Origin of the sequence: Streptomyces sp. CB01201 (genome assembly GCF_002803085.1) — a bacterium.
In the GTDB taxonomy this organism is placed as follows: domain Bacteria; phylum Actinomycetota; class Actinomycetes; order Streptomycetales; family Streptomycetaceae; genus Streptomyces; species Streptomyces hundungensis.
Genome location: NZ_NNBJ01000012.1, coordinates 148,185 through 172,128, shown reverse-complemented (window position 1 = coordinate 172,128; position 23,944 = coordinate 148,185). Strand labels below are relative to the sequence as shown.

21 protein-coding genes and 1 riboswitch are annotated in these 23,944 nt (G+C 70.2%); of the genes, 8 read left to right on the top strand and 13 right to left on the bottom strand.

Features of this window, described 5'->3' with window-relative positions; genetic code table 11:
* Positions 1-69: 69 nt before the first annotated feature.
* The 5 genes from CG740_RS25255 to CG740_RS25235 all read right to left on the bottom strand — a co-directional run bounded on the left by CG740_RS25255 (position 70) and on the right by CG740_RS25235 (position 5,845).
* The gene (locus CG740_RS25255; RefSeq protein ID WP_442802854.1) at positions 70-1,848 is read right to left on the bottom strand and encodes an ABC transporter substrate-binding protein; all 1,779 of its coding nucleotides are present in this window, start codon (positions 1,846-1,848) and stop codon (positions 70-72) included.
* 77 nt (positions 1,849-1,925) lie between these two features.
* Positions 1,926-2,930, bottom strand: coding sequence for an ABC transporter permease (locus tag CG740_RS25250; RefSeq protein ID WP_100577551.1), 1,005 nt, complete (start codon positions 2,928-2,930; stop codon positions 1,926-1,928).
* 410 nt (positions 2,931-3,340) lie between these two features.
* A complete protein-coding gene (locus tag CG740_RS25245; protein WP_100577550.1) occupies positions 3,341-4,138 on the bottom strand; it encodes an enhanced serine sensitivity protein SseB C-terminal domain-containing protein in 798 nt (265 codons plus the stop codon).
* A gap of 167 nt (positions 4,139-4,305) precedes the next feature.
* Positions 4,306-5,079: an enhanced serine sensitivity protein SseB gene (locus CG740_RS25240; protein WP_100577549.1), complete on the bottom strand. Its 774-nt coding sequence runs from the start codon at positions 5,077-5,079 to the stop codon at positions 4,306-4,308.
* Positions 5,080-5,185: 106 nt separating this feature from the next.
* Positions 5,186-5,845, bottom strand: coding sequence for an AAA family ATPase (locus CG740_RS25235; protein WP_100577548.1), 660 nt, complete (start codon positions 5,843-5,845; stop codon positions 5,186-5,188).
* Between the two features lie 129 nt (positions 5,846-5,974).
* Positions 5,975-6,072: riboswitch (glycine riboswitch) on the top strand.
* Positions 6,073-6,224: 152 nt separating this feature from the next.
* On the opposite strand from CG740_RS25235, the gene gcvT reads away from it, so the two are divergent.
* The 4 genes from gcvT to CG740_RS25215 all read left to right on the top strand — a co-directional run bounded on the left by gcvT (position 6,225) and on the right by CG740_RS25215 (position 10,646).
* Entirely contained in the window at positions 6,225-7,340 is a 1,116-nt protein-coding gene (gcvT, locus tag CG740_RS25230) for a glycine cleavage system aminomethyltransferase GcvT (RefSeq protein ID WP_100577547.1), read from the top strand.
* A 100-nt stretch (positions 7,341-7,440) separates the two neighbouring features.
* A complete protein-coding gene (gcvH, locus tag CG740_RS25225; RefSeq protein ID WP_100577546.1) occupies positions 7,441-7,815 on the top strand; it encodes a glycine cleavage system protein GcvH in 375 nt (124 codons plus the stop codon).
* 31 nt (positions 7,816-7,846) lie between these two features.
* Entirely contained in the window at positions 7,847-9,106 is a 1,260-nt protein-coding gene (gene glyA / locus CG740_RS25220; RefSeq protein ID WP_100577545.1) for a serine hydroxymethyltransferase, read from the top strand.
* 157 nt (positions 9,107-9,263) lie between these two features.
* Positions 9,264-10,646 carry an L-serine ammonia-lyase gene (locus CG740_RS25215; RefSeq protein ID WP_100577544.1) on the top strand — a complete coding sequence of 461 codons (1,383 nt, stop codon included), beginning with the start codon at positions 9,264-9,266 and terminating at the stop codon, positions 10,644-10,646.
* A gap of 69 nt (positions 10,647-10,715) precedes the next feature.
* Here the strand turns inward: CG740_RS25215 and CG740_RS25210 are convergent, their stop codons facing one another.
* Positions 10,716-11,420: an NADPH-dependent F420 reductase gene (locus tag CG740_RS25210; RefSeq protein WP_267895423.1), complete on the bottom strand. Its 705-nt coding sequence runs from the start codon at positions 11,418-11,420 to the stop codon at positions 10,716-10,718.
* A gap of 96 nt (positions 11,421-11,516) precedes the next feature.
* Positions 11,517-11,729, bottom strand: coding sequence for an EF-hand domain-containing protein (locus CG740_RS25205; protein ID WP_100577542.1), 213 nt, complete (start codon positions 11,727-11,729; stop codon positions 11,517-11,519).
* 146 nt (positions 11,730-11,875) lie between these two features.
* Between CG740_RS25205 and CG740_RS25200 the strand changes: the two genes are divergently transcribed.
* The 3 genes from CG740_RS25200 to CG740_RS25190 all read left to right on the top strand — a co-directional run bounded on the left by CG740_RS25200 (position 11,876) and on the right by CG740_RS25190 (position 14,603).
* Positions 11,876-12,520 carry a GNAT family N-acetyltransferase gene (locus CG740_RS25200; protein WP_100577541.1) on the top strand — a complete coding sequence of 215 codons (645 nt, stop codon included), beginning with the start codon at positions 11,876-11,878 and terminating at the stop codon, positions 12,518-12,520.
* Between the two features lie 200 nt (positions 12,521-12,720).
* Complete coding sequence (locus CG740_RS25195; RefSeq protein WP_100577540.1) at positions 12,721-13,416, top strand: tRNA-dependent cyclodipeptide synthase; 696 nt, start codon at positions 12,721-12,723, stop codon at positions 13,414-13,416.
* Positions 13,413-14,603 carry a cytochrome P450 gene (locus CG740_RS25190; protein ID WP_100577539.1) on the top strand — a complete coding sequence of 397 codons (1,191 nt, stop codon included), beginning with the start codon at positions 13,413-13,415 and terminating at the stop codon, positions 14,601-14,603. The genes CG740_RS25195 and CG740_RS25190 overlap by 4 nt, the downstream gene beginning before the upstream one ends.
* A 107-nt stretch (positions 14,604-14,710) precedes the next feature.
* On the opposite strand, the gene CG740_RS25185 is transcribed toward CG740_RS25190, so the two are convergent.
* The 6 genes from CG740_RS25185 to CG740_RS25160 all read right to left on the bottom strand — a co-directional run bounded on the left by CG740_RS25185 (position 14,711) and on the right by CG740_RS25160 (position 21,488).
* Positions 14,711-15,892 carry a YncE family protein gene (locus CG740_RS25185; protein WP_100577538.1) on the bottom strand — a complete coding sequence of 394 codons (1,182 nt, stop codon included), beginning with the start codon at positions 15,890-15,892 and terminating at the stop codon, positions 14,711-14,713.
* A complete protein-coding gene (locus tag CG740_RS25180) occupies positions 15,892-16,707 on the bottom strand; it encodes a polysaccharide deacetylase family protein (RefSeq protein WP_442802853.1) in 816 nt (271 codons plus the stop codon). Before CG740_RS25180 ends, CG740_RS25185 begins: the two co-directional genes overlap by 1 nt.
* Positions 16,708-17,145: 438 nt before the next feature.
* A complete protein-coding gene (locus CG740_RS25175) occupies positions 17,146-17,754 on the bottom strand; it encodes an ATP-binding protein (protein WP_199846571.1) in 609 nt (202 codons plus the stop codon).
* 181 nt (positions 17,755-17,935) lie between these two features.
* Positions 17,936-18,703, bottom strand: coding sequence for an enoyl-CoA hydratase/isomerase family protein (locus tag CG740_RS25170; RefSeq protein WP_100577536.1), 768 nt, complete (start codon positions 18,701-18,703; stop codon positions 17,936-17,938).
* Positions 18,704-18,783: 80 nt separating this feature from the next.
* Positions 18,784-20,025, bottom strand: a complete 1,242-nt coding sequence (locus CG740_RS25165; protein ID WP_100577535.1) for a L,D-transpeptidase — start codon at positions 20,023-20,025, stop codon at positions 18,784-18,786.
* A gap of 233 nt (positions 20,026-20,258) precedes the next feature.
* Positions 20,259-21,488 carry a L,D-transpeptidase gene (locus CG740_RS25160; RefSeq protein ID WP_100577635.1) on the bottom strand — a complete coding sequence of 410 codons (1,230 nt, stop codon included), beginning with the start codon at positions 21,486-21,488 and terminating at the stop codon, positions 20,259-20,261.
* 140 nt (positions 21,489-21,628) lie between these two features.
* Between CG740_RS25160 and glgX the strand changes: the two genes are divergently transcribed.
* Positions 21,629-23,896: a glycogen debranching protein GlgX gene (gene glgX, locus CG740_RS25155; protein WP_199846564.1), complete on the top strand. Its 2,268-nt coding sequence runs from the start codon at positions 21,629-21,631 to the stop codon at positions 23,894-23,896.
* The last annotated feature ends 48 nt before the right edge of the window (positions 23,897-23,944 follow it).

The following is a 23,944-nucleotide window of genomic DNA, read 5'->3' as shown; positions in this document are numbered from 1 at the left end:
TCACGCGACGGCCTTCACCTGCCCTTCGTGCCTAGCGGCGGGTGCGCCGGCGGAGCGATTGGACGACGGTCACTTCTCGACGCCGAGCGAGGCGTAGTCGTAGAAACCGTTGTTGTTGGTCGTCGTGTAGACGTTCGTGAGCCGGGAGCTGCGCCACTTGACGTTCTTCTCGAAGACGAACGGCAGGTAGACGGCGTGCTCGGAGACCTTCTGGTTGATCTGCTTGTAGAGCCCGGCCGCCTCTTCGGGGGTACCGGCCGCGATGGCCTGGTCGAAGAGCGTGTCGATCGCCGGGTCCTTCAGCATCGAGTAGTTGTTGTTGCCGTTCGGCAGGATGAACTTGGAGTCGACCAGCGGGAGCAGGAAGCCCTGGCCGGACGCGAAGTCCGGGCCCCAGCCCATGATGATGATTCCGTAGTTCTTCTTCTTGACGACCTCGGGGTTGCCGATGATGCCGGTCGTCTGCGAACCGTCGTACTGGTCGATGTCGACCTTGATGTTGACCTTGGCGAGCGCGGCCTGCATCGACTGCGCCGTGGCGACCTCGACCGGCTTGTTGTTGCGCACCGCGATGGTGGTCGAGAAGCCGCCGGGCTTGCCGCAGGCAGCCAGCTCTTCCTTCGCCTTGTCGAGGTTCGGCGCACCGCTGTTCTGGGTCACGCCGTACGGGTCGTACGCCGGGTCCGAACCGCTGATGATCGGGGGCAGCATGTTGGTGGCGATGTCACCGCCGGCCTGCGGGCCGCCGCGGGCGGTCTGGAGCGACTTGTGGTCGGCCGCGTAGATGACGGCCTTGCGGCAGTGCTCGTTGTCGAACGGGGCCACCGTCTGCGGGAAGACCGCGTAGCGGATGTAGCCGGTGTCCGGGTTGTCGACGTTGCCCTTGTGCTGCTGGAGGGCCTTGGTGCGGCCGGCGGCGCCGAGGCCGGTGCCGTTCAGGTCGACGTCGTAGTCACCGTTGATCAGACGGTTGTCCATGTCGTCGGCGCTGCTCAGCAGGGTGAGGCTGATCTTGTCCGGCAGGGCCTTGCGGACGTCGTCCGTCTTCGGGTCCCACTGGTCGTTGCGGACCAGGACCATGGACTTGTTGGGCGAGTAGGACTCCCACTTGTACGGGCCGAGCGAGAACGGCTTCAGGCCGTACTTCGACTGGGTGTCCTTGTCCTGGCGGACCGGAGTGCCCGACGGCATGGCCAGCATCTGCTGGAAGTCCACGTTGGGCTTCGGCAGCTTGAAGACGATGGTCTTGTCGTCCGGCGTCTCGATCGCCTTCAGACCCAGCTTGTCGGCGGAGGTGTCCTTGTAGGGACCCTTGTACTCGCCGGTGGGGTCGAGGACGTCCTTCAGGTAGACGGGGCCGCCGGAGATGACGTCCTGCGCCCAGATGCGCTCGATGCCGTACTTGACGTCCTTGGAGGTGACGGGCTTGCCGTCCTCCCACTTGACGCCGTCCTTCAGGTGGTACGTGTACGTCTTCTTGTCCGCCGAGACGTCCGCGAGGCCGGTCGCGATGTCCGGGACCAGCGTCTCGCTGTCCTTGCCCGGGGCGGGCTTGTAGGTGATCAGCGTGCGGGTGTAGTAGCGCGCGTAGTCCCACATGAAGCCGTAGTAACCACGCTGCGGGTCCCAGGAGTCGGCGTCCTGGGTGCCAACGAACTTGAGCTCGCCGCCCTTCTTCGTCGACGCGTTCGCCAGCTTGCTGTTGGCGGCGTTGAACCCCGGGGCCTTGTCGCCCTTGGAGTCGTTGCTGCCGCCCCCGCCGCAAGCCGCGGTGGACAGCAGAGCCGCAACGACGATGGCGGCGCCGGCGACCGACTTTCGCCTTGATGAACCTAGGGTTGTCACGATCTCGCTTCCTCCGTTGTGGGCGTCTTGGGTGTCGCGGCCCGTGCGGTGCGCCGGGCCGGAGTCTGTGAAGTCCCGCATCAGCGGGAGCCCTTCGGGTCGAAGGCGTCGCGGACGCCGTCGCCGAAGAGGTTGAACGCCATCACGGTGATGAAGATCGCCACACCCGGGATGATCATGAACATCGGATCCGACTGATAGATCGAGGTCGCGGACGAGAGCATCTGCCCCCAGGAGGCCGTGGGCGGCTTGACGCCCGCTCCCAGGAAGCTGAGCGCCGCCTCGGTGAGGATGTTCGTCGGGATCATCAGCGTCATGTAGACGGTGATCGGCGCGATCAGGTTGGGCAGCAGCTCGCGGAACAGGATGTAGCCCCGGCCGGCCCCGAGGCTGCGCGCGGCCTCGACGTACTCGCGCTCCCGCAGCGACAGCGTCTGGCCGCGCACGATGCGTCCGACGTAGGGCCAGCCGAAGAAGCCGATCACCACGATCATCACGAGCAGCCGGACGCCGGTGCCGCTGAGCCCGAAGAGCTGGGAGGGGACCACGGAGATCAGCGCGATGATGAAGAGCAGCTGCGGGAAGGAGAGCAGCATGTCCATCACGCGGCTGATGAGGGCGTCGATCCAGCCGCCGAAGTAGCCGGCGACCACGCCGAGGACGGTGCCGACCACGACCGCGAAGACGGCCGCGAGGAAGCCCACGAGCAGCGAGATCCGGGCGCCGTAGACGATGCGGCTGAACACGTCGCGGCCGTTGACCGGCTCAACTCCCAGCAGGAAGTGCGAGTTGATGCCGCCCCAGCTGCCGATCGGGGTCGAGAGCAGCGGGTCGATCTGGTCCTCGTGGAACTCCTCCGGCGGATGGCCGAACGCGTCGACGATCAGCGGCGCGAAGATCGCGACGAGGACGAGGAACACGACAACGATGCCACCGGTGAGGGCGAGCTTGTCCTTCTTCAGCCGGTTCCAGGCGATACGGCCCAGCGAACGTCCCTCGACCGCTCTGGTCTCGCCGCTCGGCGTGACACTGATGTCCGCGGTCGGGTCCGCGTCGGCGGGTGTGTCGTGCAATGGTGCCGTCATCGTGGCAAGGACCCCTCTCAACCGGCGGTGACCGGCCCGCGCTTGCCGCTGTAGCGGCGCGTTCCCATCAGCAGTGCGAGCGGGGGGCGACACCGGGCAGCGGGTCGAGCTGCTCGCACAAGGGCCCGAACGGCCCTGCATGCCGGGAGTCTTCAATGGCGTCGCGATCACCCGCCAGCCCTGGCGGCGAATGTATGCGTAAACGTGATGCGGAAAGAGGGTTTCCGTTATGCGGACGCAGGTGAACCAGGGGCGGACATACGGAAGTTGGGGCGCAAGCGACGCCCTGGACCATTGCGGCGTTCGCCCCATCAGAACGGACATTCCCCTTACGCGTGAGGGGAGTTGGCGGGGTCTGTCCCGGTTGGGGCGCCGGGCGGAGCGGAGCCCGGTAGGCGGATCAGTACGTGTCAGTACGTGCGCGGGGCGGCCGGCGGATAGCCGTAACCGGGCCCGCCGGGCGCCGGAGCGGCGTGCGCCTCACGGTCGTAGAAGGGCCGGGTGGCGGCTTTCAGCCACATACCGACCGGGTCGTACTCGTCCGACATCGCGACGGTGGAGACCGCGAGGCCGTCCGGTACCGCGGGGATGGACTGCTGCATCATCGCCCGCACCGCGTCCACCGACTGCGGGCTGGTGTCGTAGAGGTCGAGCCCGATCGCCAGGTACGGCGTGCCGAGCGCGGGCTGCACCCAGGCGCGGCGCAACGAGCGCACGGCCGGGGTGCGGTGCGCGTGCTGCGCGAGCAGGGCGTAGAACTGCGGGATCTCCACGGCCGGTTCGGACAGCCGCAGGGGGCCGGCCGGCATCCGGTCGAGGCCGGTGGCGATCCGGCGAAGGTCCGTCCAGGGGATGCCGACGCCGCCGCCGGGGGCATGGGGATTGAGCCAGATCCCGTAGCGGTCGGGGTAAAGCGTGCGGGCTACGTCGAGGACGCCGGTCACTTCGTGCGCCCGGTTCCAGCCGCTGGCGGAGAGCTCCTGCGCGGAGGTCACGCAGGGCGCGTAGGAGACGCCGTCGACCTCCATGTTTCCGTACTGCGCGTCCGGCGAGCCCGGCCGGCCGTGCCACAACAGCATCAGGATCCGGCCGGAGGCGGGCTCCGCGAGGGCGTGGAGCAGTGCCTCGTACACGTCGTAGCGCCCGGGGGTCACCTGGCGCAGCATGTGCTCGACCTGCCCGGCCGCCGCGGTGCCTGACGCGCTCACCCTGGGTCCCGCCCCTCTTCGATCCACCGTGCCGACGTCTGCGCCGCCCCGCAGCCCCGGGCACACGCGTGCGGCTGCGGGGGTGCAAGGGTCATGAAACCAGGTTAAGCCGCCGTACAGACACCGCCATGACCCGGCGGGACCTGCCGCGACGCACCCGATGGTTGCTACTGGGCCCGTGCGTAGAAGGGCCGCACCCGCTCGCGCATCCACGTGGCGACCGGGTCCTGGGTCACGTCCAGCAGGACCAGATTGACCGGCCAGCCGACCGGGACCCGGCCGAGCGCCCGGCCGAGCGCCTCCATGGGGGCGCCCCGGCCCGCCCCGTCCCAGGTCGCGAACTCCACGCCGATGAAGAGCGTGGGCGACTCCCCCTCGATGGAGGCGAGCGCGCGACGGGCGCTGAGCACCACGCCGATCGCCTCGAACTCCTCGGCCGCCGCGGCCAGGAAGTCGACCGGCTCCTCCTGCCAGTCCGGCTCGAAGAGCCGTACCCGCGCGCCCGACGCGGGCCCGTCGAGCGCGGTGAGCCCGGTGCGGCACAGCTCGGCGACGGCGGGCGGGGGCAGCGGCATGCCCACCGCGCCCTCGGGGTTGACCACGATGCCGAGCCGCGGCGGCAGCCCGCGCGCGAACTCGACGGCGGGGGCGACGGCGAACGACATGTGGGAGCCGACGCAGTGCAGGAACTGCTGCTCGGAGCTGTACACCGGGACATAGGGGGCGCCGTCGAGCTCCATGGTGGGGAGGTCGAGGTCCCTGCTGTCCTGGCCGCCGCCGTTGGGCAGCGGCACCCATACGGGATTGCGGCCGAGCACCTCTATGAGGCGGGGGCCCGCGTCGGGCTGCCCGACGGCCGCGGCGAGGACCTCTTCGAGCTCGTTGCCCGGCCAGCCTCCGCCGCCGTGCGGATGCGCGAACGTCTGCTCCGGAAAGTTCATGTGCCGTCCTTCTCCCCCGACTGCTGTCGTGCCCCTCGACCCTAACGTCGAGGGCACGACGCGGGGAAAGGGTGCCGGGAAATGGCCCGGCGCGCGCCACCGGGCGCTACTTCGTGAAGCCGATGCGGTGCAGTACCGCTGCCGACTCGCGGTCGAGCAGCACCGCGCTCGCGCAGCCGGTCGGCAGGCGTCCGGCCTCCACTCGCGCTATGAGGCGGCGGGCCGCGCCGCGGTGCCGGGCGAAGGCGTACCTGGACACCCAGCGGCCCCGGTCGGCCTGGCCCTCCAGGGCGGTGCCGGGCGCCACGTCGAGCACGACCAGGCGCAGCGCGCGTCCCCGGCGCCGGGCGCCCCGGCCCAGCCAGTGCCGCACCCAGGCCTGGGTCCCGCAGTCGTGCACGACCAGGCTGTCGCCGGAGCGCAGCGCCCACCAGGTCCTGGCGAAGTGCGCGGTACGGGTGAGCGGGCGGTAGAGGGCGTACGGGATGCCGGGGAGCCGGCGCTGCCAGGCGAGGCGGGTGTCCTGCGAGTCGATGCGGCGGTCGGTGACGGTCCGGCGCATCAGGGTCGTCTTGCCGCTGCCCGGCAGGCCCGACACCACCACGACGTCCCCCGCGTCGAAGAGCAGCTCCGGCGGCGTGCGCGCGGGCCGGCCGCGCAGATCCCGTACCGCCTCGCTCATCACCGGCCGCGACGGCGGCGCCGGGGCGGGCCCGTCCGCCGCGGGCGCCTCCCGCACCTGGCCCGTCTCGTGTCCAACCGTCATGGCACTCCCCCCTGTTCGGATCCCGGGACCCCTGCCCTGGAAGTGTAAAGAGACGGTAATAGAGCTCAAGCGATTTGCCGCTTCCGGGATGCGTGCAATGATGTGCGCGCCAACTGCATACCGGCCGTTCGAATCCGCGCGGGAGAGTCCTCAGCAGCTGTGAGCTGGGGCGCCGAAGGAGCAAGTTCCTCCCTTGAATCTCTCAGGCCCCGTACCGCGCGGGTGAGGCAGATCTGAAAAGCGGGCCGTCCCCTGCCGGGCGGTCCCACCCAAGGTGCAAGCCGTGCCGCGCGTGCGCGACGGTGAACCTCTCAGGTTCCGATGACAGATGGGGAGGATGTCCTCGACCGTCATGCCCCGGGACCTTGGAGCAACATCCATGAGCAACGCCCCCCGTCTGACCTCCCTCGATGCCCTGCATCGTGCGCTGGGCGCCACGATGACCGACTTCGCGGGCTGGGACATGCCGCTGCGGTACGGGAGCGAGCGCGACGAGCACAACGCCGTGCGCACCCGCGCCGGGCTCTTCGACCTGTCCCACATGGGCGAGATCACCGTCACCGGCCCCGAGGCGATGAAGGCCCTCAACTACGCGCTGGTCGGCAACATCGCGACCATCGGGCTCGGCCGCGCCCGGTACACGATGATCTGCCAGGAGGACGGCGGGATCGTGGACGACCTGATCGTCTACCGCCTGGGCGAGAGCGAGTACATGGTCGTCGCCAACGCCGGCAACGCGCAGATCGTGCTCGACGCGATCACCGAGCGCGCGGCCGGCTTCGACGCCGAGGTCCGCGACGACCGCGACGCCTACGCGCTGATCGCGGTGCAGGGCCCGGAGTCCCCCGGCATCCTGAAGTCCGTGACGGACGCCGACCTCGACGGCCTGAAGTACTACGCGGGCCTGCCCGGCACCGTCGCCGGTGTCCCTGCGCTGATCGCCCGCACCGGCTACACCGGCGAGGACGGCTTCGAGCTGTTCGTGGCGCCCGAGCACGCCGAGGGGCTGTGGCGGGCGCTGACCGAGGCCGGCCAGGACGCAGGCCTCGTGCCCTGCGGTCTGTCCTGCCGCGACACGCTGCGCCTTGAGGCGGGCATGCCGCTGTACGGGCATGAGCTGACCACCGCGCTGACCCCGTTCGACGCGGGGCTCGGCCGGGTCGTGAAGTTCGAGAAGGACGGCGACTTCGTGGGCCGCGAGGCGCTGGCGGCGGCCGCCGAGAAGGCCGAGGCCACCCCGCCGCGCAAGCTGGTCGGCCTGATCGCCGAGGGCCGCCGGGTGCCGCGCGCCGGGTTCTCGGTGGTGGCCGGCGGCGAGGTCGTCGGCGAGGTCACCTCGGGCGCCCCGTCCCCGACGCTCGGCAAGCCGATCGCGATCGCGTACGTGGACGCCGCGCACGCCGCGCCCGGCACCGAAGGGGTCGGCATCGACATCCGCGGGACGCACGAGGCGTACGAGGTCGTCGCGCTCCCCTTCTACAAGCGCCAGAAGTGACGCGCGCCTCCCTCCGGCCGCCCCTTTCCCGTCTCGCCGTCCGAGACACTCGTCCGTACCCCGTCACCAGCACTCCCCCGCGTACAGGAGAATTCACGTCATGAGCAACCCGCAGCAGCTTCGCTACAGCAAGGAGCACGAGTGGCTGTCGAGCGCCGAGGACGGCGTCTCGACGGTCGGCATCACGGAGCACGCGGCCAACGCGCTCGGTGACGTGGTGTACGTACAGCTTCCGGAGGTGGGTGACACGGTGACCGCGGGCGAGACCTGCGGCGAGCTGGAGTCCACCAAGTCGGTCAGCGACCTGTACTCCCCGGTCACCGGCGAGGTCGTCGCGGCCAACCAGGACGTGGTGGACGACCCGTCGCTCGTCAACTCGGCCCCGTTCGAGGACGGTTGGCTGTTCAAGGTGAAGGTCACGGACGAGCCGGGCGACCTGCTCTCCGCCGACGAGTACACCGACTTCGCCAGCTGACCTCAACCACAGGGATACAGGGATTCGTCTGATGTCGCTTCTGAACCAGCCCCTCCACGAGCTGGACCCGGACGTCGCCGCCGCCGTCGACGCCGAGCTCCTCCGTCAGCAGTCCACCCTCGAAATGATCGCCTCGGAGAACTTCGCTCCGGTCGCGGTCATGGAGGCCCAGGGCTCGGTCCTCACCAACAAGTACGCCGAGGGCTACCCGGGCCGCCGCTACTACGGCGGCTGCGAGCACGTCGACGTGGTCGAGCAGATCGCGATCGACCGCATCAAGGCGCTGTTCGGCGCCGAGGCCGCCAACGTGCAGCCCCACTCGGGCGCCCAGGCCAACGCGGCCGCGATGTTCGCGCTGCTCAAGCCGGGCGACACGATCATGGGTCTGAACCTGGCCCACGGCGGTCACCTGACCCACGGCATGAAGATCAACTTCTCCGGCAAGCTCTACAACGTGGTCCCGTACCACGTCGACGAGACCGGCGAGGTCGACATGGCCGAGGTCGAGCGCCTGGCCAAGGAGTCGAAGCCGCAGCTGATCGTGGCCGGCTGGTCCGCGTACCCGCGTCAGCTGGACTTCGCCGCCTTCCGCCGGATCGCGGACGAGGTCGGCGCGTACCTGATGGTCGACATGGCCCACTTCGCGGGCCTGGTCGCCGCGGGTCTGCACCCCAACCCGGTGCCGCACGCCCACGTCGTGACCACCACCACGCACAAGACCCTGGGCGGTCCGCGCGGCGGTGTCATCCTGTCGACGCAGGAGCTGGCCAAGAAGATCAACTCGGCGGTCTTCCCGGGTCAGCAGGGCGGTCCCCTGGAGCACGTCATCGCGGCGAAGGCGGTGTCCTTCAAGGTCGCGGCCTCGCCCGAGTTCAAGGAGCGCCAGCAGCGCACCCTGGACGGCGCCCGGATCCTGGCCGAGCGCCTGGTCCAGGACGACGTGAAGGCCGTCGGCGTCGACGTCCTGACCGGCGGCACCGACGTGCACCTGGTCCTGGTGGACCTGCGCAACTCGGAGCTGGACGGCCAGCAGGCCGAGGACCGCCTCCACGAGGTCGGCATCACGGTCAACCGGAACGCCGTCCCGAACGACCCGCGGCCGCCGATGGTGACCTCGGGCCTGCGGATCGGCACCCCGGCCCTTGCCACCCGCGGCTTCGGCGACGACGACTTCCGCGAGGTCGCCGACATCATCGCCGAGGCCCTGAAGCCGGACTTCGACAAGGACGCCCTGTCCGACCGGGTGTCCGCTCTGGCCGCCAAGCACCCGCTGTACCCCGGCCTGAAGTAGTTTCGTACGCTTTCGTTCTCGGTTCATTCCGTACGAAGCCCCGGGGCACCGCGCACACTGGGTAGTGAGCGCGGTGCCCCATCCCATGCTGTGCCAGCTTTGCTCTGCGATACCCCGGCAGACAACGGCGTCTTCCAACCCCCACAAGGAGTCTCCCGTGGCCATCTCGGTCTTCGACCTGTTCTCGATCGGCATCGGCCCGTCCAGCTCCCACACCGTCGGCCCGATGCGGGCGGCGCGGATGTTCGCCGCGCGGCTCAAGAACGAGGGCCTGATCGCCCACACCGCGCGGATACGGTCCGAGCTGTACGGCTCGCTCGGCGCGACCGGCCACGGCCACGGCACCCCGAAGGCGGTGCTGCTCGGCCTGGAGGGCGCCTCCCCGCGCACGGTCGACGTGGAGAACGCCGACGAGCGGGTTGAGCGGATCAAGGACTCCGGACGCCTGAACGTCCTCGGCATGCACGAGATCGGCTTCGCCTACGACGACGACCTGATCCTGCACCGACGCAAGGCGCTGCCGTACCACGCCAACGGCATGACGATCTTCGCCTACGACGTCGACGGCACGCTCATCCTGGAGAAGACGTACTACTCGGTCGGCGGCGGCTTCGTGGTCGACGAGGACGCTGTCGCGGGCGAGAACCCGATCGTGCCGGACGACACCGTCCTCAAGCACCCCTTCCGCACCGGCGACGAGCTGCTCCGGCTCGCCAAGGACACCGGCCTCTCGATCTCCGCGCTGATGCTGGAGAACGAGAAGGCGTGGCGCACCGAGGACGAGATCCGCTCCGGGCTCCTCGACATCTGGCGGGTCATGCAGGCCTGTGTCTCGCGCGGCATGTCCCGCGAGGGCATCCTGCCCGGCGGCCTCAAGGTCCGCCGCCGCGCCGCCAACACCGCCCGCCTGCTGCGTGCCGAGGGCAACCCCGAGGCGCACGCCATGGAGTGGGCGACGCTGTACGCGATGGCGGTCAACGAGGAGAACGCGGCGGGCGGCCGGGTCGTGACGGCGCCCACCAACGGCGCCGCGGGCATCATTCCGGCGGTCCTGCACTACTACATGAACTTCGTGCCCGGCGGGTCCGCCCAGGAGAAGGAGGACGGCATCGTCCGCTTCCTGCTCGCGGCCGGCGCGATCGGCATGCTGTTCAAGGAGAACGCCTCGATCTCCGGCGCCGAGGTCGGCTGCCAGGGCGAGGTCGGCTCCGCCTGCTCGATGGCGGCGGGCGCGCTCGCCGAGGTGCTCGGCGGCACCCCCGAGCAGGTCGAGAACGCGGCCGAGATCGGCATGGAGCACAACCTGGGTCTGACCTGCGACCCGGTCGGCGGTCTGGTCCAGATCCCGTGCATCGAGCGCAACGGCATGGCCGCGGTGAAGGCCGTCACCGCCGCCAAGATGGCGATGCGCGGTGACGGCAGCCACAAGGTGTCCCTGGACAAGGTCATCAAGACGATGAAGGAGACGGGGGCCGACATGAGCGTCAAGTACAAGGAGACGGCCCGCGGCGGCCTCGCCGTCAACATCATCGAGTGCTAGCAGCTCCGCGGGAGACGGAACGCCTCGACCGCGGACCGGCCTTGGCCGGTAGCGCGGCTCCTCGTACCCCTAGGGAGCGCTGTGCGCCGCCGGCCGCTCCCGCGGTGCGGCGGCCAGCGCCTCGGTGACCTCCGCCTTGTTGCCGCGCAGACCGTAGACGGGGGTCGCGGGCTGCTGGCGCCAGGAGTCGTCGATGCCGCCCGCGTCCACGGTGTCGAAGCCCAGCTCGTCGACGAGTTCGCGGACCAGCTGCTTGGCGGCCGCGTCGTCGCCCGCGATGGGCACGGCCACCCGGTCGGGAGCGCCCTCGGGGCGCGGCCGGTCCAGGAGGTCCTGGGCGTATGTGCCGTTCAGGACCTTGATCACCGGGTGGCCGAGGTGCTGCTCGGTCCAGCGGCTCTCGGTCAGGCCCTCCTCGATCGCGTCGATCCGGCCGTCGCGCTCCTTGGGGTAGTAGTTCCCGGTGTCGATGACGGCGAGGCCGTCGGCGGCCTTGCCGAACAGGCCCTTGGGCAGGTCGGGCACGTTCTTCAGCGGGATGGTGACCACGACGACCTGGGCGCCGTCGGCCGCCTCCTCGACGGTGACCGGCGTCGCGCCGGTCTCCTCCGCGAGGGCGGAAAGGGTGTGCGGGCCACGGGAGTTGGCGATGGAAACCTGGTGGCCGAGCGCGGTGAGGCGACGGGTCAGGTTGCCGCCGATGTTGCCCGCGCCGATGATGCCAATCTTCATGAGCCGGCCTTCCGGAGTCGGTACGTTGTCACGCTCCGGCAACTTGCGGACACTGCGGGTTATTCCGGCTCGGCACCGGCGGCGCTCCGCAGGAGCGGTTTCGCGCCACCGGTACCGATCGGGGTCAGCTGTTCGGGGTCACTTGTTCAGGGACGCCCAGAACTCCTCGAAGGAGAGCTTGCCGTCGCCGTTGGCGTCCTTGGCCTTGATGATGGCCTGCGCCACGGTCTCGGTGACGTGGAAGTCGCCCAGCTGCGCCATGACCGCCTTGTACTCGCTCGCGGTGACGCGTCCGTCGCCGTCGACGTCGAGCTTCGCGAACGCCTTGCGCGCCTCTTCGATGTCCGCCACTGGGTCCACCCCTTTGTTGGTGCTACTGCTTGGTGCTTTTCTGACGCCGGTCAGATTAGCCGCCGATGTGCGCGCACCGTGCGGCGGCCGGGGCTTTGCGGGGCGCCGCGGGTGGAGACTCGGGGCCGGGAACGGGAGAGACGGGGATGACGGTGGATCAGACGCTCGGGGACATTCTGGCGGCCGCGGCCGATGGCCGGTTCCCGCCGGTGGACGGCGGTACGACGCTGGTGGCGCAGCCCGGGCCGCGGGACGCCGGCGTGCTGGCGTTCACGGCCCATTCGGTGATCTTCCTGGACGAGGACCCGGACTGGCTGCGGGCCACCCTCGCCGCGACCGACGCGGACCCCCTCGGCGCCGCCATGAACCCCGCGTTCCTGGCGGCCTTGATGGCCCGTACCGGCCGCTCGATGAACTGCGTCGACCTGCTGACCTGCGCCCCCGCCCTGCCGGGCGAACCGCCTCTGGCGCTGCGGGAGATCGAGGATCCGGCGCATCCGAGGGTGGCCCGAGCGCTGAAGTTCCGGGACGACGTGCGGGTATGGGCGGCGGACGGCGGCGTACTCGTGCTCGGGCGGGGCGTCGCGGGCCGCTGGGAGGCCGCCATCGAGCTCGACGAGTCCGCGCGCGGCCAGGGCCTCGGCGCTCAACTCGCCATCACTGCACGGCACTTGGTACCGGACGGGGTGATCTGGGCCCAGCAGTCGCCGGGCAACGCGCGCAGCGTACGCACCTTCCAGGCCGCCGGTTTCCGGCCGGTCGGCGCGGAGGCGCTGCTCCTGGCGCACTGACCGGGGACCCGCCCATCGAACCCCCACCCTGACTGTTCGCCATACACGGAGGACCGTTTTCCGCCCGACAAAGAGGAGTTCACGCCAACTTCACGGCGCCACTTCCTTACGCTCCGCCACTGATGGATAACTTCGTGCTGTCGCCGCCACACCGGGAGCACAGGGCACCCAGGGACTAGCGGCGCTGGGGCGTTACAGCTGTGGCCATCACAACTGAAGCATTCACCGTGCAGCCCTTCACACGAAGTTGCCACCACATATGGGACGAGGGCGATCACGTCCTCATCGGTGTGAGTCCGGGGAACAGCTACTTCAGCGCCGGGCGCATCACCGAACTCGTCCGCTGGGCTTCGGCACGGTTCTCCCGCATCGACATCGTGTACGCCGACCTCCACGTGGCCGAGCTGTTCGGCGCGCTCGGCTACGAGCCCGGCCACGCGGCCCGCCGGGCCGGCAAGGAGCTGAAGGCGGTGCGCCGCAGGATCCTGCGCGGCGTCGAGGAGGCGGACCCGCAGGGTACGCCGGTCGGCGTGCACGCCCTCTCGGAGTTCGCCGGGAACCCCGTGTACGAGCTGCTGCACCGCCGGGTGCGGCACTTCCTCGCCACCGACCCGCACTTCCGCGCCGGCTGCGAACACATGGCGGCGCACTTCCTCTCCACGAAGGTCGGCGAGCCCGCCGTAAGCGCCCGGCAGCTCTCCGCCTGCCTCGACTACATCGCCGCCGAACTCCCCTTCTTCCTGGACACCCCGGGCATCCTCGGCGTCCCCTCATCGGTGTCGTGCTACCACGCGCCGATCCCGCTGACCGAACTCCTCTACGCCAAGGGCGGCGGGCTGCGCGCCTCCCGCAACCAGGCCTACGCCGTGGTGCGCCCGGAAGGAATCGCCGCATGACCGCCGAGCCCGTACTCGACTTCCCGCTCTCGCGCCGCGGGGACGTACTGCCCGAGGAGTGCACCTGGCTGCGCGAGAAGCAGCCCGTGGCCCGGGTGCGTACGCTCACCGGCGACCAGGCCTGGCTGGTGAGCAGTCACGCCCTGGCCAAACAGGTCCTGGAGGACGAGCGGTTCAGCCTCAAGGACACCGCCGCGCCGGGCGTCCCGCGCCAGTACGCACTGACGATCCCGCCCGAGGTCGTCAACAACATGGGCAACATCAACAGCGCCGGACTGCGCTCCGCCGTGATGAAGTCGCTGAGCCCGCGCGCCGACGGCCTGGCCGGGCGGCTGCGCGAGCGGGCCGGCGAGTTCGTCGACGCGCTGCTCGCCGAGGGCCCGCCCGCCGACCTCCGGGCGGGGTTCGCCGACCCGTTCTCGGCGGCCCTGCACTGCCAGGTGATCGGGGTCCCCTTCACGGACTGGCGCCGGCTCATGTCGGGCCTGGACACCGCGTTCATGACGAGCACCCACACCTTCGAGGGCGCCGGGCTCAACTGGTACAAGGACCTCGGGTACATGGTGGAGCGCCTGAACGCGCCCGATGTGCCGCCGGACAGTCTGCTCGGCCGACTCGGGGCGCTGCGCGAGGACCGCGAGTCCGCGCATCTGACGGACGAGATGCTGGCCACGGTCGCCGTCTCCATGTTCGGCGCGGGCGCGGTATCGACCTCCGCGTTCCTGATCCTGGCGATCCTGGCCCTGCTCCAGCACCCGGAGCTGATCGGCCATCTGCGCGAGCACCCCGAGCGCATGGGCCGGGCCGTGGACGAGCTGCTGCGCTGGAACCTGTCCATCGGCGACGGGCTGCCGAGGCTCGCCCTTGAGGACGTACGGCTGGGCGAAGTCCTGGTCAGAAAGGGCGAGTTGGTGCTCGTACTGGTCGAGGGCGCCAACTTCGACCCGGCGGTCTTCAGCGACCCCGAGCGCCTGGATCTCGACCGGGGGCACAACCCGCACCTCTCGTTCGGGGCCGGCCGGCACTTCTGCCCGGCCACGGGCCTTGGCCGGCTGCACGCGGAGACCGCGCTCGCGGTCCTGGTGGACCGGATGCCGGGTCTGCGCCTCGCGGTCCCGGCCGAGCAGCTGGTGTGGCGCACCGGCTTCATCAAGCGCCTGCCGGAGCGGCTGCCGGTGCTGTGGTGACCCAGGGGTGCCCCGGGGCCGGCGGGCCCCGGGGCACTTGCTGGCCGGACGTTCGCGGACCGCACGTTCGCGGACCGTACGCGCGCGGACCGTACGCGCGGGCCGGTTCAGCGGAAGATGCCGGTGTGGCCGAGCGAGTACCGGCCGGGCTGGGGGTAGACGGCGAGTCCGTGCGGGCCCGAGCCGACGGGGATGCGGGCCAGCTCCTTGCCGGTGGTGGTGTCGATGGCGTACACCTCGGCGTTGTAACGCCCGGACAGCCAGAGCACCTTGCCGTCGGCGGAGACGCCGCCCATGTCGGGGCTGCCGCCGTCGGGCAGCTCCCACTTCTTGGTCAGCTTGTTCTGGGTGAAGTCGAAGATGGAGATGGTGCCCTCGCCGCGGTTGGAGATGTACATCTCCTTGGAGTCGCGGCTGATGTAGAGCCCGTGGCAGCCCTTGCCGGTGGGCAGCAGGACCGGCTTGTCGAACTTGTCGCCGTTCAGGACCCACATGCCGTGGGCCATCATGTCGGCCACGTAGAACGTCTTGCCGTCCGGGGACATCTTCACGTCCTGCGGCATCGCCCCGTCGAACGGCAGCTTCTGCTGGCCGACGATGGCCATTTTCTCGGTGTCGACCTTGAGCAGCTCGCCGGAGAACTCGCAGGAGACGATGAAGTACCGGCCGTCCATGGAGAAGTCCGCGTGGTTGACGCCCGCGCAGGTCACCGGGACGGTCTTGACCCGGTTCATGGTGACGGGGTCGCGGAAGACGAGTTCGCGGTCCATCGAGGCCATGACCACGGCGTACTTGCCGTTGGGCGTGAAGTAGAGGTTGTACGGGTCGGAGACCTGCACGGTGCGGCCGGTCTTGCCGGTCGCCGGGTCGATGGCGGTGAGCGAGTCGCCCAGGTCGTTGTTGACCCAGAGCGTCTTCATGTCCCACGACGGGACCACGTGCTGCGGCTGGTGGCCGACCGGGATCGTCTCGATGACCTTGTAGGTCGCCGGGTCGATCACGGACACCGTGTTGGAGTTGGTGTTGGGCACGTACACGCGCGGCAGGAAGTTCTTCACGGCGGGCTGGAGCGCGTTCGGCCGGTCCGCCGCGTAGGCGTCCTTGGGGTCGAGGACGGGCGGCATCCCGGGCAGCCCCTGCGGCACGGGCTTCTTGACGACGGCGGGCGGGGGCGCCGCCTTGGTGCTGAGCGCCTCGTTCTCGTGGTCGGCACCCGAGCCGCAGCCGGCGAGCGCCGCGAGCAGGGCGGCCGCGAGCAGCGCGGTGGTCGTCTTCGTTACGGTCGGCATCAGATCAGCAGCTCCGTGGTCGTGACCGCGCGCAGTCGGCGGCGTTCCAGTTCGGCGAGTAGAACGGGCAGCGCGGCGACCGTGTCCGCATAGCCGAAGTGCAGGCTCACCACCGATCCGTTGCGGATCTGCTCGGTGACGTTGCGGGTGACGGCCGAGGCGCCGGGCGAGGTGAAGTCGAGCGAGTCGACGTCGTACGACAGGACGTGCGGGTATCCCGCCTGCCGGGCCAGTTTCTGAACGAGCGGCGTCGCGTACTGGGCACGGGAGGGCCGGAACCACGTCCCGATGGAGCCGGTGAGCCGGCGCAGGCGGTCCGCGCAGCCGGTGATCTCGGCGTAGGCCTCCGACTCGTCCATGGCGGAGATGTCGATGTGGTGCTGGGTGTGGTTGCCCAGTTCATGGCCGCCGTCCAGGATGCGGCGGGCCATCGCGGGCTGCTCGTCGAGCCAGCTGCCGACGGCGAGGACGGTGACGCGGGCACCGGCCTTCTCGGCCTCGCTGAGCAGGGTGGTGGCGATCTTCGGATCGCCCTGGCCGTGGAAGGTGAGCGCGACCTGCGGGCGGGCCCGGGGTCCGCTCTCGATCTGGACCGGCTGCCCGGGAAAGGCGCGGGGGGCCGGTGCGGGGCGGGGCTTGCCGGGGCGGGCGGCGGCCGCGGCGGAGGCGGACGGCGGCGGTGTCGAAGATCCGGCCGGCCGTGCGCCGCCCTCGTCGTCCGAGCAGCCCGTCGTGAATGCCCCCACGATGGCCGCGCCCGCCCCGGCCCGCAGGGCGCTGCGGCGGTCTACCGCACGGGGTGATGGATTCAGCACATGGACATTTAAGTGCGCCGAGGCGCGCTTGGTAACGATTGACCCACTTCAGGACCTTTGCGGGTCGCGCCCGGCCGGGGCGCGCCCCGGGCGTCAAGCTCGCTGATTCACTCAGCACCCTCGATACTTATTCACAGTTTGAAAGGTGAGTGCTCTAGCTCACCTACGATTCACAGCTAAACTGTGATGGTTCATGGCGTTATGTCCGAGTAGGGACTTTTGAGGATGGGCCGCCCATCTGTCATAGTCGGAGCCACGACCCCCATTGACCCGGGCCAGGTCGTCCTCAGTCGCCGTGGATCACACCCCCCACAGATCCGCGGCGCTCCACAGAAGCCCCCGCAGGCGCCGCACCCGGCAGCCCAGGGGGCTTCTGTGATTCCCGGCCCCCCGACCCCCCGGCGCTTCGACGCATCGGCGCGACGGCGCGACGGCGCCTCAGCGGTCGGCGACCCGCATCTCGAACCAGGTGGTCTTGCCGCGCGGCAGCAGATCCACGCCCCAGCGGTCCGAGAGCTTGTCGACGAGGAAGAGGCCGCGCCCGCTCACGTCCATCTCGTGCACCGGCATCAGACAGGGCAGCCCGCGCGAGGGGTCCCGGACCTCGATCCGGATCCAGCCCCGGCGCCGCAGCATCCGCAGGCCGAAGACCCGGGCCCCGGTGTGCCGGACCGCGTTGCCGACCAGCTCGGAGACGAGGAGCACCGCGTGTTCGGCCAGGGTCGGCGAGAGCACCCACTGGCGCAGTACCACGGACTGGGTGATCCGCCGAGCCGTCGCCGCGGACTCCGGACGCGACGGCAGCCGCACTTCGCCCTCCGTCGGATTACCGAACAACTCCAGCGCCTTCAGCGCCAGTTCGTCGTCGGCGGACGGCATCCAGCGCGCCGCGGTCGCACTCACACGCTGCGCCGGTTGTTCCACACCCTCCAGCCCCGCCATGCCCCCATCATGGCCGCCCGGAGCGGCCTCCGGGGCGGTTCCGAAGGAATAGCGCCTCCGGAAGCTGACGTTCCGGAGGCGCCTTTTGGCATATGACGGAGGCAGTCGAGGACCTTTCACGCCCCCTCCGACCTGCGATGACCTGCCGCGTTCGCTTGATCACCAAGCGTTCCGGAGAGGTTTTCCTTAAGGTGCCCTTAAGGCTGCGCTAATCCCCCCACAGGGTGTACACATCGTCATCACATGTACAGCCGCCGTTGACGCGACGCCCTCAACTGCCCTGCGCTCAGAGGAACTTGGCCTTGCCCGGGCCCTCCTCCACGAAGCTGCGCATGCCCCGCTCGCGGTCCTCGGTGGCGAACAGGCCCGCGAACCAGTTGCGTTCGACGGCGAGGCCGGTGTCGATGTCCGCCTCCAGACCGGTGTCGATGGACTCCTTGGCGGCGCGCAGCGCGATCGCCGGGCCCTGCGCGAGCCGGGCGGCCCAGGCGTGGGCCCGCTCGTACACCTCGGCGGCCGGGACCACCTGGTCGACCAGGCCCATGGCGAGCGCCTCGTCCGCCTTCACCTGGCGGCCGGTGAAGATGAGGTCCTTCGCCTTGGACGGGCCCACCAGACGCGCCAGGCGCTGGGTGCCGCCCGCGCCGGGGATCAGGCCCAGCAGGATCTCGGGCTGGCCGAGCTTCGCGTTGTCGCCGGCGATGCGGAAGTCGGCGCAGAGCGCCAACTCGCAGCCGCCACCGAGCGCATAGCCGGTGACGGCCGCCACGACGGGCTTGGGGATCCTGGCGACGGCGGTGAAGGACTCCTGCAACGCCCTGCCGCGCACGACCATCGCCGCGTGGTCCATCGCCTGCATTTCCTTGATGTCCGCGCCCGCCGCGAACAGCTTCTCGCCGCCGTACAGGACCACCGCCCGCACGTCGTCGCGCCGGGCCGCCTCCTCGGCCAGCTCGCGCAGCCGGTCCTGCGTCGCGACGTCGAGCGCGTTCATCGGGGGGCGGTTCAGACGGAGGGTGCCGACGCCCTCGGAGACTTCCAGGTTCACAGTCATGAAGGCAGGTTAACGGCCACTAACGACAAGGGACCCGGTGCTGTCGCTCACAGCACCGGGTCCCTCATGGCCGGTCGGGGTTACTTGGTCCACTCCGCCCAGGAGAGGTTCCAGCCGTTGAGGCCGTTGTCGGGCTGGATGACCTTGTCCTTGGAGTTCTTCACGACGACCACGTCGCCGATCAGGGAGCTGTTGTAGAACCAGGCGGCCGGCGTGGACGGGTCGCCCGCGCCGCGTGCGTCGCGCAGACCGACACAGCCGTGGCTGGTGTTGGCCGAGCCGAACACCGAGGGGTCGCCCCAGTAGTTGCCGTGGATGAAGGTGCCCGAGCTGGACAGGCGCATCGCGTGCGGCACGTCCTTGATGTCGTACTCGCCGCCGAAGCCGACGGTGGCGCCGTTCATGCGCGTCACCTCGTACTTCTCGCTGATGACCATCTGCCCGTTGTACGTGGTGTTCTGCGGGGAGCCCGCGCTGATCGGGATGGTCTTCAGGAGCTTGCCGTCGCGCTCCACCTTCATGGTGTGGGCGCTCGCGTCGACGGTGGAGACCTGGGAGCGGCCGATGGTGAAGTGGACGGTGCGGGTCTGCTTGCCGTAGACGCCGGGCCGGCCCTCGACGCCGTCCAGGTTCAGCTTGACGGTGACCTTGGTGCCGGGGGCCCAGTAGTTCTCGGGGCGGAAGTCGAGGCGGTCGTTGCCGAACCAGTGGCCCTCGACCGGGACGGACGGCTCGGCCGTCACGGTGATCGCCTTCTTGACCGCGTCCGGGTTGGTGATGCCCCGGCTGAAGTTGATGGAGACCGGCATCCCGACACCGACGGTGGACCCGTCCTCGGGCACGTACTGGCCGATGAACGTGTTGGTCGGGACGAGCGTGGTGAAGGTGGTGTCCTTGGCGGACTCGCGGCCCTTGGCGTCCTTGGCGACCGCGTGCACCTTGTACTGCGTGGCGGAGGCGAGGTGCTGGTCCGGGGCCCAGCCGAGGCCGTCCGCGGATATCTTTCCGGCGACCGTGTTGCCCTTGCTGTCGGCGACCGCGACGGCGGTCAGCCTGCCCTTGTCGGCGGATATCTTCAGCGCGCCGTTGGTGGCCACGTCCTTGGCGTTGTCCGCAGGGACGATGGTGACCACGGCCTCGGACGCCTTGGTGTCCTCGGTGGCGCCCGCGCTGCCGGCCTTCGACTTGGATCCGCCGTCGCCCCCGCCGCACGCGGTGACGAGCAGCAGCAGCGCTCCGCATATGAGGGCCGGCAGTGTGCCGCCCCGACGGCCGCGGCGTCCGGCCGCGGCCGGAGCCCCCGAAATAGGCTGCCCGTTCAAGACTGATCTCCCCTCGCACGGCGTGGCCCCGCCACCGCCCGCACTCACTCACCCCCGCGCGCGTCCTCGCGCGCGCACGGCGCTAGATAATCACACCGAACAGGCCGCGATCTCCCCTCCCATGTCACTGTTCAGTCCCAAGTTTTCCTGGAACTCTCAGGTGAAACACAGGAACCGTTCCCGGTTGGTTAACCGGGAACGGTCATGGGGCCGTGCGTTCGAGAGCGGGGACCTCAGGAGACCGCGGAGCCCGCCTTCCACTTCGCCCAGTCCAGGTTCCAGCCACTGAGCCCGTTGTCCGGAGCGACCTCGCGGTCATGGGAGTTGACGACCTCGACCACGTCTCCGATGAGGGTGCGGTCGAAGAACCAGCCCGCCGGGGTGTCCGAACTGCCGCCCTTCACGTCCCGCAGACCGACACAGCCGTGGCTGGTGTTGGTGTTGCCGAAGGTGCTGGAGGGGGCCCAGTAGTTGCCGTGCAGGAAGGTGCCGGTGTTGGTGAGCCGGATGGCGTGCGGCACGTCCGGGATGTCGTACTCCCCGCCGAAGCCGACGGTCTGGCTGTTCATCCGCGTCACGTCGTACATCTCGGTGACGACCATCTTCCCGTTGTACGTGGTGTTCTTCGGCGACCCCGCGGAGATGGGCAGCGTCGACACCAGCTCGCCGCCCCGCCGCACCTCCATGGTGTGCGCCTCGGCGTCCACCAGGGACTCCTGGTCGCGCCCCACGGTGAAGCCGATCGTCTTGTCCTGGATGCCGTAGACGTCGGGGGCCGCGAGCACGTCGCGCAGCCGCATGTCGACGGTGACCTTGGTGCCGGGCACCCAGTACTTCTCGGGCCGGAAGTCGAGCCGGTCCTTGCCGAACCAGTGGCCCCGCACCGCCACCGGGGGCTGCGAGGTGATCCTGATGGCGCGCTCGACGGCCGCCTTGTCCTTGATCGCCTGGTTGAAGTTGAACGACACGATCATGCCGACGCCCACCGTGGAGCGGTTCTCCGGCTTGAAGTACCCGATGAAGCGGTGCTCGGGCACGAGCGTGGCGAAGCTGGTGTGCCGGGCCTGGCGGCGGCCGTGGCCGTCGAGCGCCACGGTGTCCACCGTGTAGAGGGCGGCCAGTTGCAGCGCGCCGCCGGTCGGCGTCCAGGTCAGTCCGTCCGCGGAGATCTTGCCCGGCACCTCCTCGGGCTGCGCGTCCTCCGTCTTCATGACCTTGACCCGCTCCAGGCGCCCGCCCGGCACCCGCACCTCCACCTTCTGGTCGGCCTTGACTCCCTTGGCCCCGTCGTCCGGGGTCACCAGGATGGCCTCCTGCGGCGTCAACGGCTTGCCGCCGATGTCGCCGATGTCCAGGGTGCCCCCCGAGCACCCGGTCAGCGCGGTCACCAGGACCGCCGTCAGTCCTGCCCATGCCAGGGCGGCGGCCGTGCCCGCCCCTGCCCGCTTCAGTACGTCTCTCACGACCGGCCCAACGACCGCCCCCCGCCGGGGGAAACGTGAGTACGAGGGCTGTTGCGGGAAGAACAGGTGCAGAGACGCGCAGGGAAGCCGCGGCCGGGACGCCGCTGCCGCCCCCGCGCCGAGCCGCGGGAGGCCGTCAGGTGTCGAGCGCAGCCGAACAGAAGGCAGTGCGGAGTGCCGCGGGCGGCGCGCCCGGTACGGAGGGGCAGCGCCCCCGTCAGACCGCCGTGGACGGCCATCGGGGTGAACCCGGGGCCTTGCGCCCCCCTGTCTGGCCGGGCGCCCCCACCCCGCTCGGCGCCCGCTTCCGGGTCGGCCCGGACGGGGTCGCCGGCACCAACTTCGCGCTGTGGGCGGGAGGCGCCGAATCGGTCGAGCTGTGCCTGTTCGACCCGGCGGGCATCGAGACCCGGCTCGTCCTCACCGAGCTGACCCACGAGATCTGGCACGGCTTCGTCCCCGGGGTGTGCCCCGGGCAGCGGTACGGATTTCGGGTGCACGGGCGCTGGGACCCGTGGACGGGCGCCCGCTGGAACCCGGCGAAACTGCTCCTGGACCCGTACGCGCGGGCCGTGGACGGCGACTTCGCGTTGCCGCCCGAGGTGTACGGGCACGTACGGGACTGGCCGCAGCAGCAGGTCGCCGACACCGTGCGGGACGACCGCGACTCGGCACCGCACGTGCCCAAGGGCGTCGTCGTGCAGGACGACGACGACTGGGCGGACGACCGCCGGCCCAAGACGCCCTGGTCCGACTCCGTCATCTACGAGCTGCACGTACGCGGCTTCACCCGGCTCCACCCGGACATCCCCGAACCGCTGCGCGGCACCTACGCCGGGCTCGCCCATCCGGCCGCGATCGACCACCTGGTGCGGCTCGGGGTCACCGCGGTCGAGCTGCTTCCGGTGCACCAGTTCGCGCACGAGGACCATCTGCTGCGGCGGGGCCTGAAGAACTACTGGGGCTACAACTCGATCGGCTACTTCGCGCCGCACGCCGGCTACTCGGCGAGCGGCACCGCGGGCCAGCAGGTCGGCGAGTTCAAGCGGATGGTGCGGGCGCTGCACGAGGCGGGCATCGAGGTGATCCTCGACGTGGTCTACAACCACACCGCCGAGGCGGGCGAGATGGGCCCGACGCTGTCCCTGCGCGGCATCGACAACCGCGGCTACTACCGCCTCCAGGCGGACGCCCGGCGCTACGCCGACTACACCGGCTGCGGCAACACCCTGCACGTGGTCCAGCCCCATGTGCTGCGTCTGATCACCGACTCGCTGCGCTACTGGGTCACCGAGATGGGGGTGGACGGCTTCCGGTTCGACCTCGCGGCGGCGCTGGCCCGCTCGATGCACGACGTCGACATGCTGTCGCCCTTCCTCGCGGTGATCGCGCAGGACCCGGTGCTGCGCCGCGTGAAGCTGATCGCCGAGCCCTGGGACGTGGGCAACGGCGGCTACCAGGTGGGCGCCTTCCCACCGCTGTGGACCGAGTGGAACGACCGCTACCGGGACGCGGTCCGGGACTTCTGGCGGGGCTCGCTGCCGGACATGCGCGACCTCGGCTACCGCCTTTCGGGCTCCAGCGACCTGTACGCCTGGGGCGGCCGGCGCCCGTACGCGTCCATCAACTTCATCACCGCGCACGACGGCTTCACGCTGCGGGACCTGGTGTCGTACGAGCGCAAGCACAACGAGGCCAACGGCGAGGGCAACCGGGACGGCACCAACGACAACCGGGCCTGGAACTGCGGGGTGGAGGGCGAGACCGACGATGCGGGGATCAACGCGTTGCGGCGGCGCCAGCTGCGGAACCTGCTCACCACCCTCCTCGTGTCGACGGGCGTGCCGATGCTGGTCGCGGGCGACGAGATGGGCCGCACCCAGGGCGGCAACAACAACGCCTACTGCCAGGACGGCGAGGTCAGCTGGCTCGACTGGTCGCTCCTGGACCAGCCGGGAGCGCGCGGTCTGTTCGAACTGGCCGCGCGGCTCATGGAGTTGAGGCACCGCCACCCCGTGCTGCGGCGCCGCGCCTTCTTCTCGGGCCGGGCGCAGGGCGCGGACGGCCTGCGGGACCTGGCCTGGTTCACCGCACGCGGCGAGGAGATGACCGAGCGGGACTGGTACGCGCCCGCCGCGACGCTCGGCCTGTACCTGTCGGGGCGCGACATCCCGGGGGGCGACGCCCGGGGCGCGCCGGTGACCGACGACAGCTTCCTGATCCTGCTGCACTCGGCGGACCGCCCGGCGGACTGCGTCCTGCCGGGCCCGCCGTGGGCCGGCTCCTACGATCTGGTCGTGGACACCTCGCGCGAGGACCAGGCCGAGCCGCCGGGAGTGGCCTACCGGGGCGGCGAGATGGTGACGCTCCCGGCCCGCTCGGTGCTGGTCCTGAAGGTGGCGGGGTAGGGGGCGGGACTCGTCGGCTCGCGGAGATCTCCACCCACCCGTCCACCC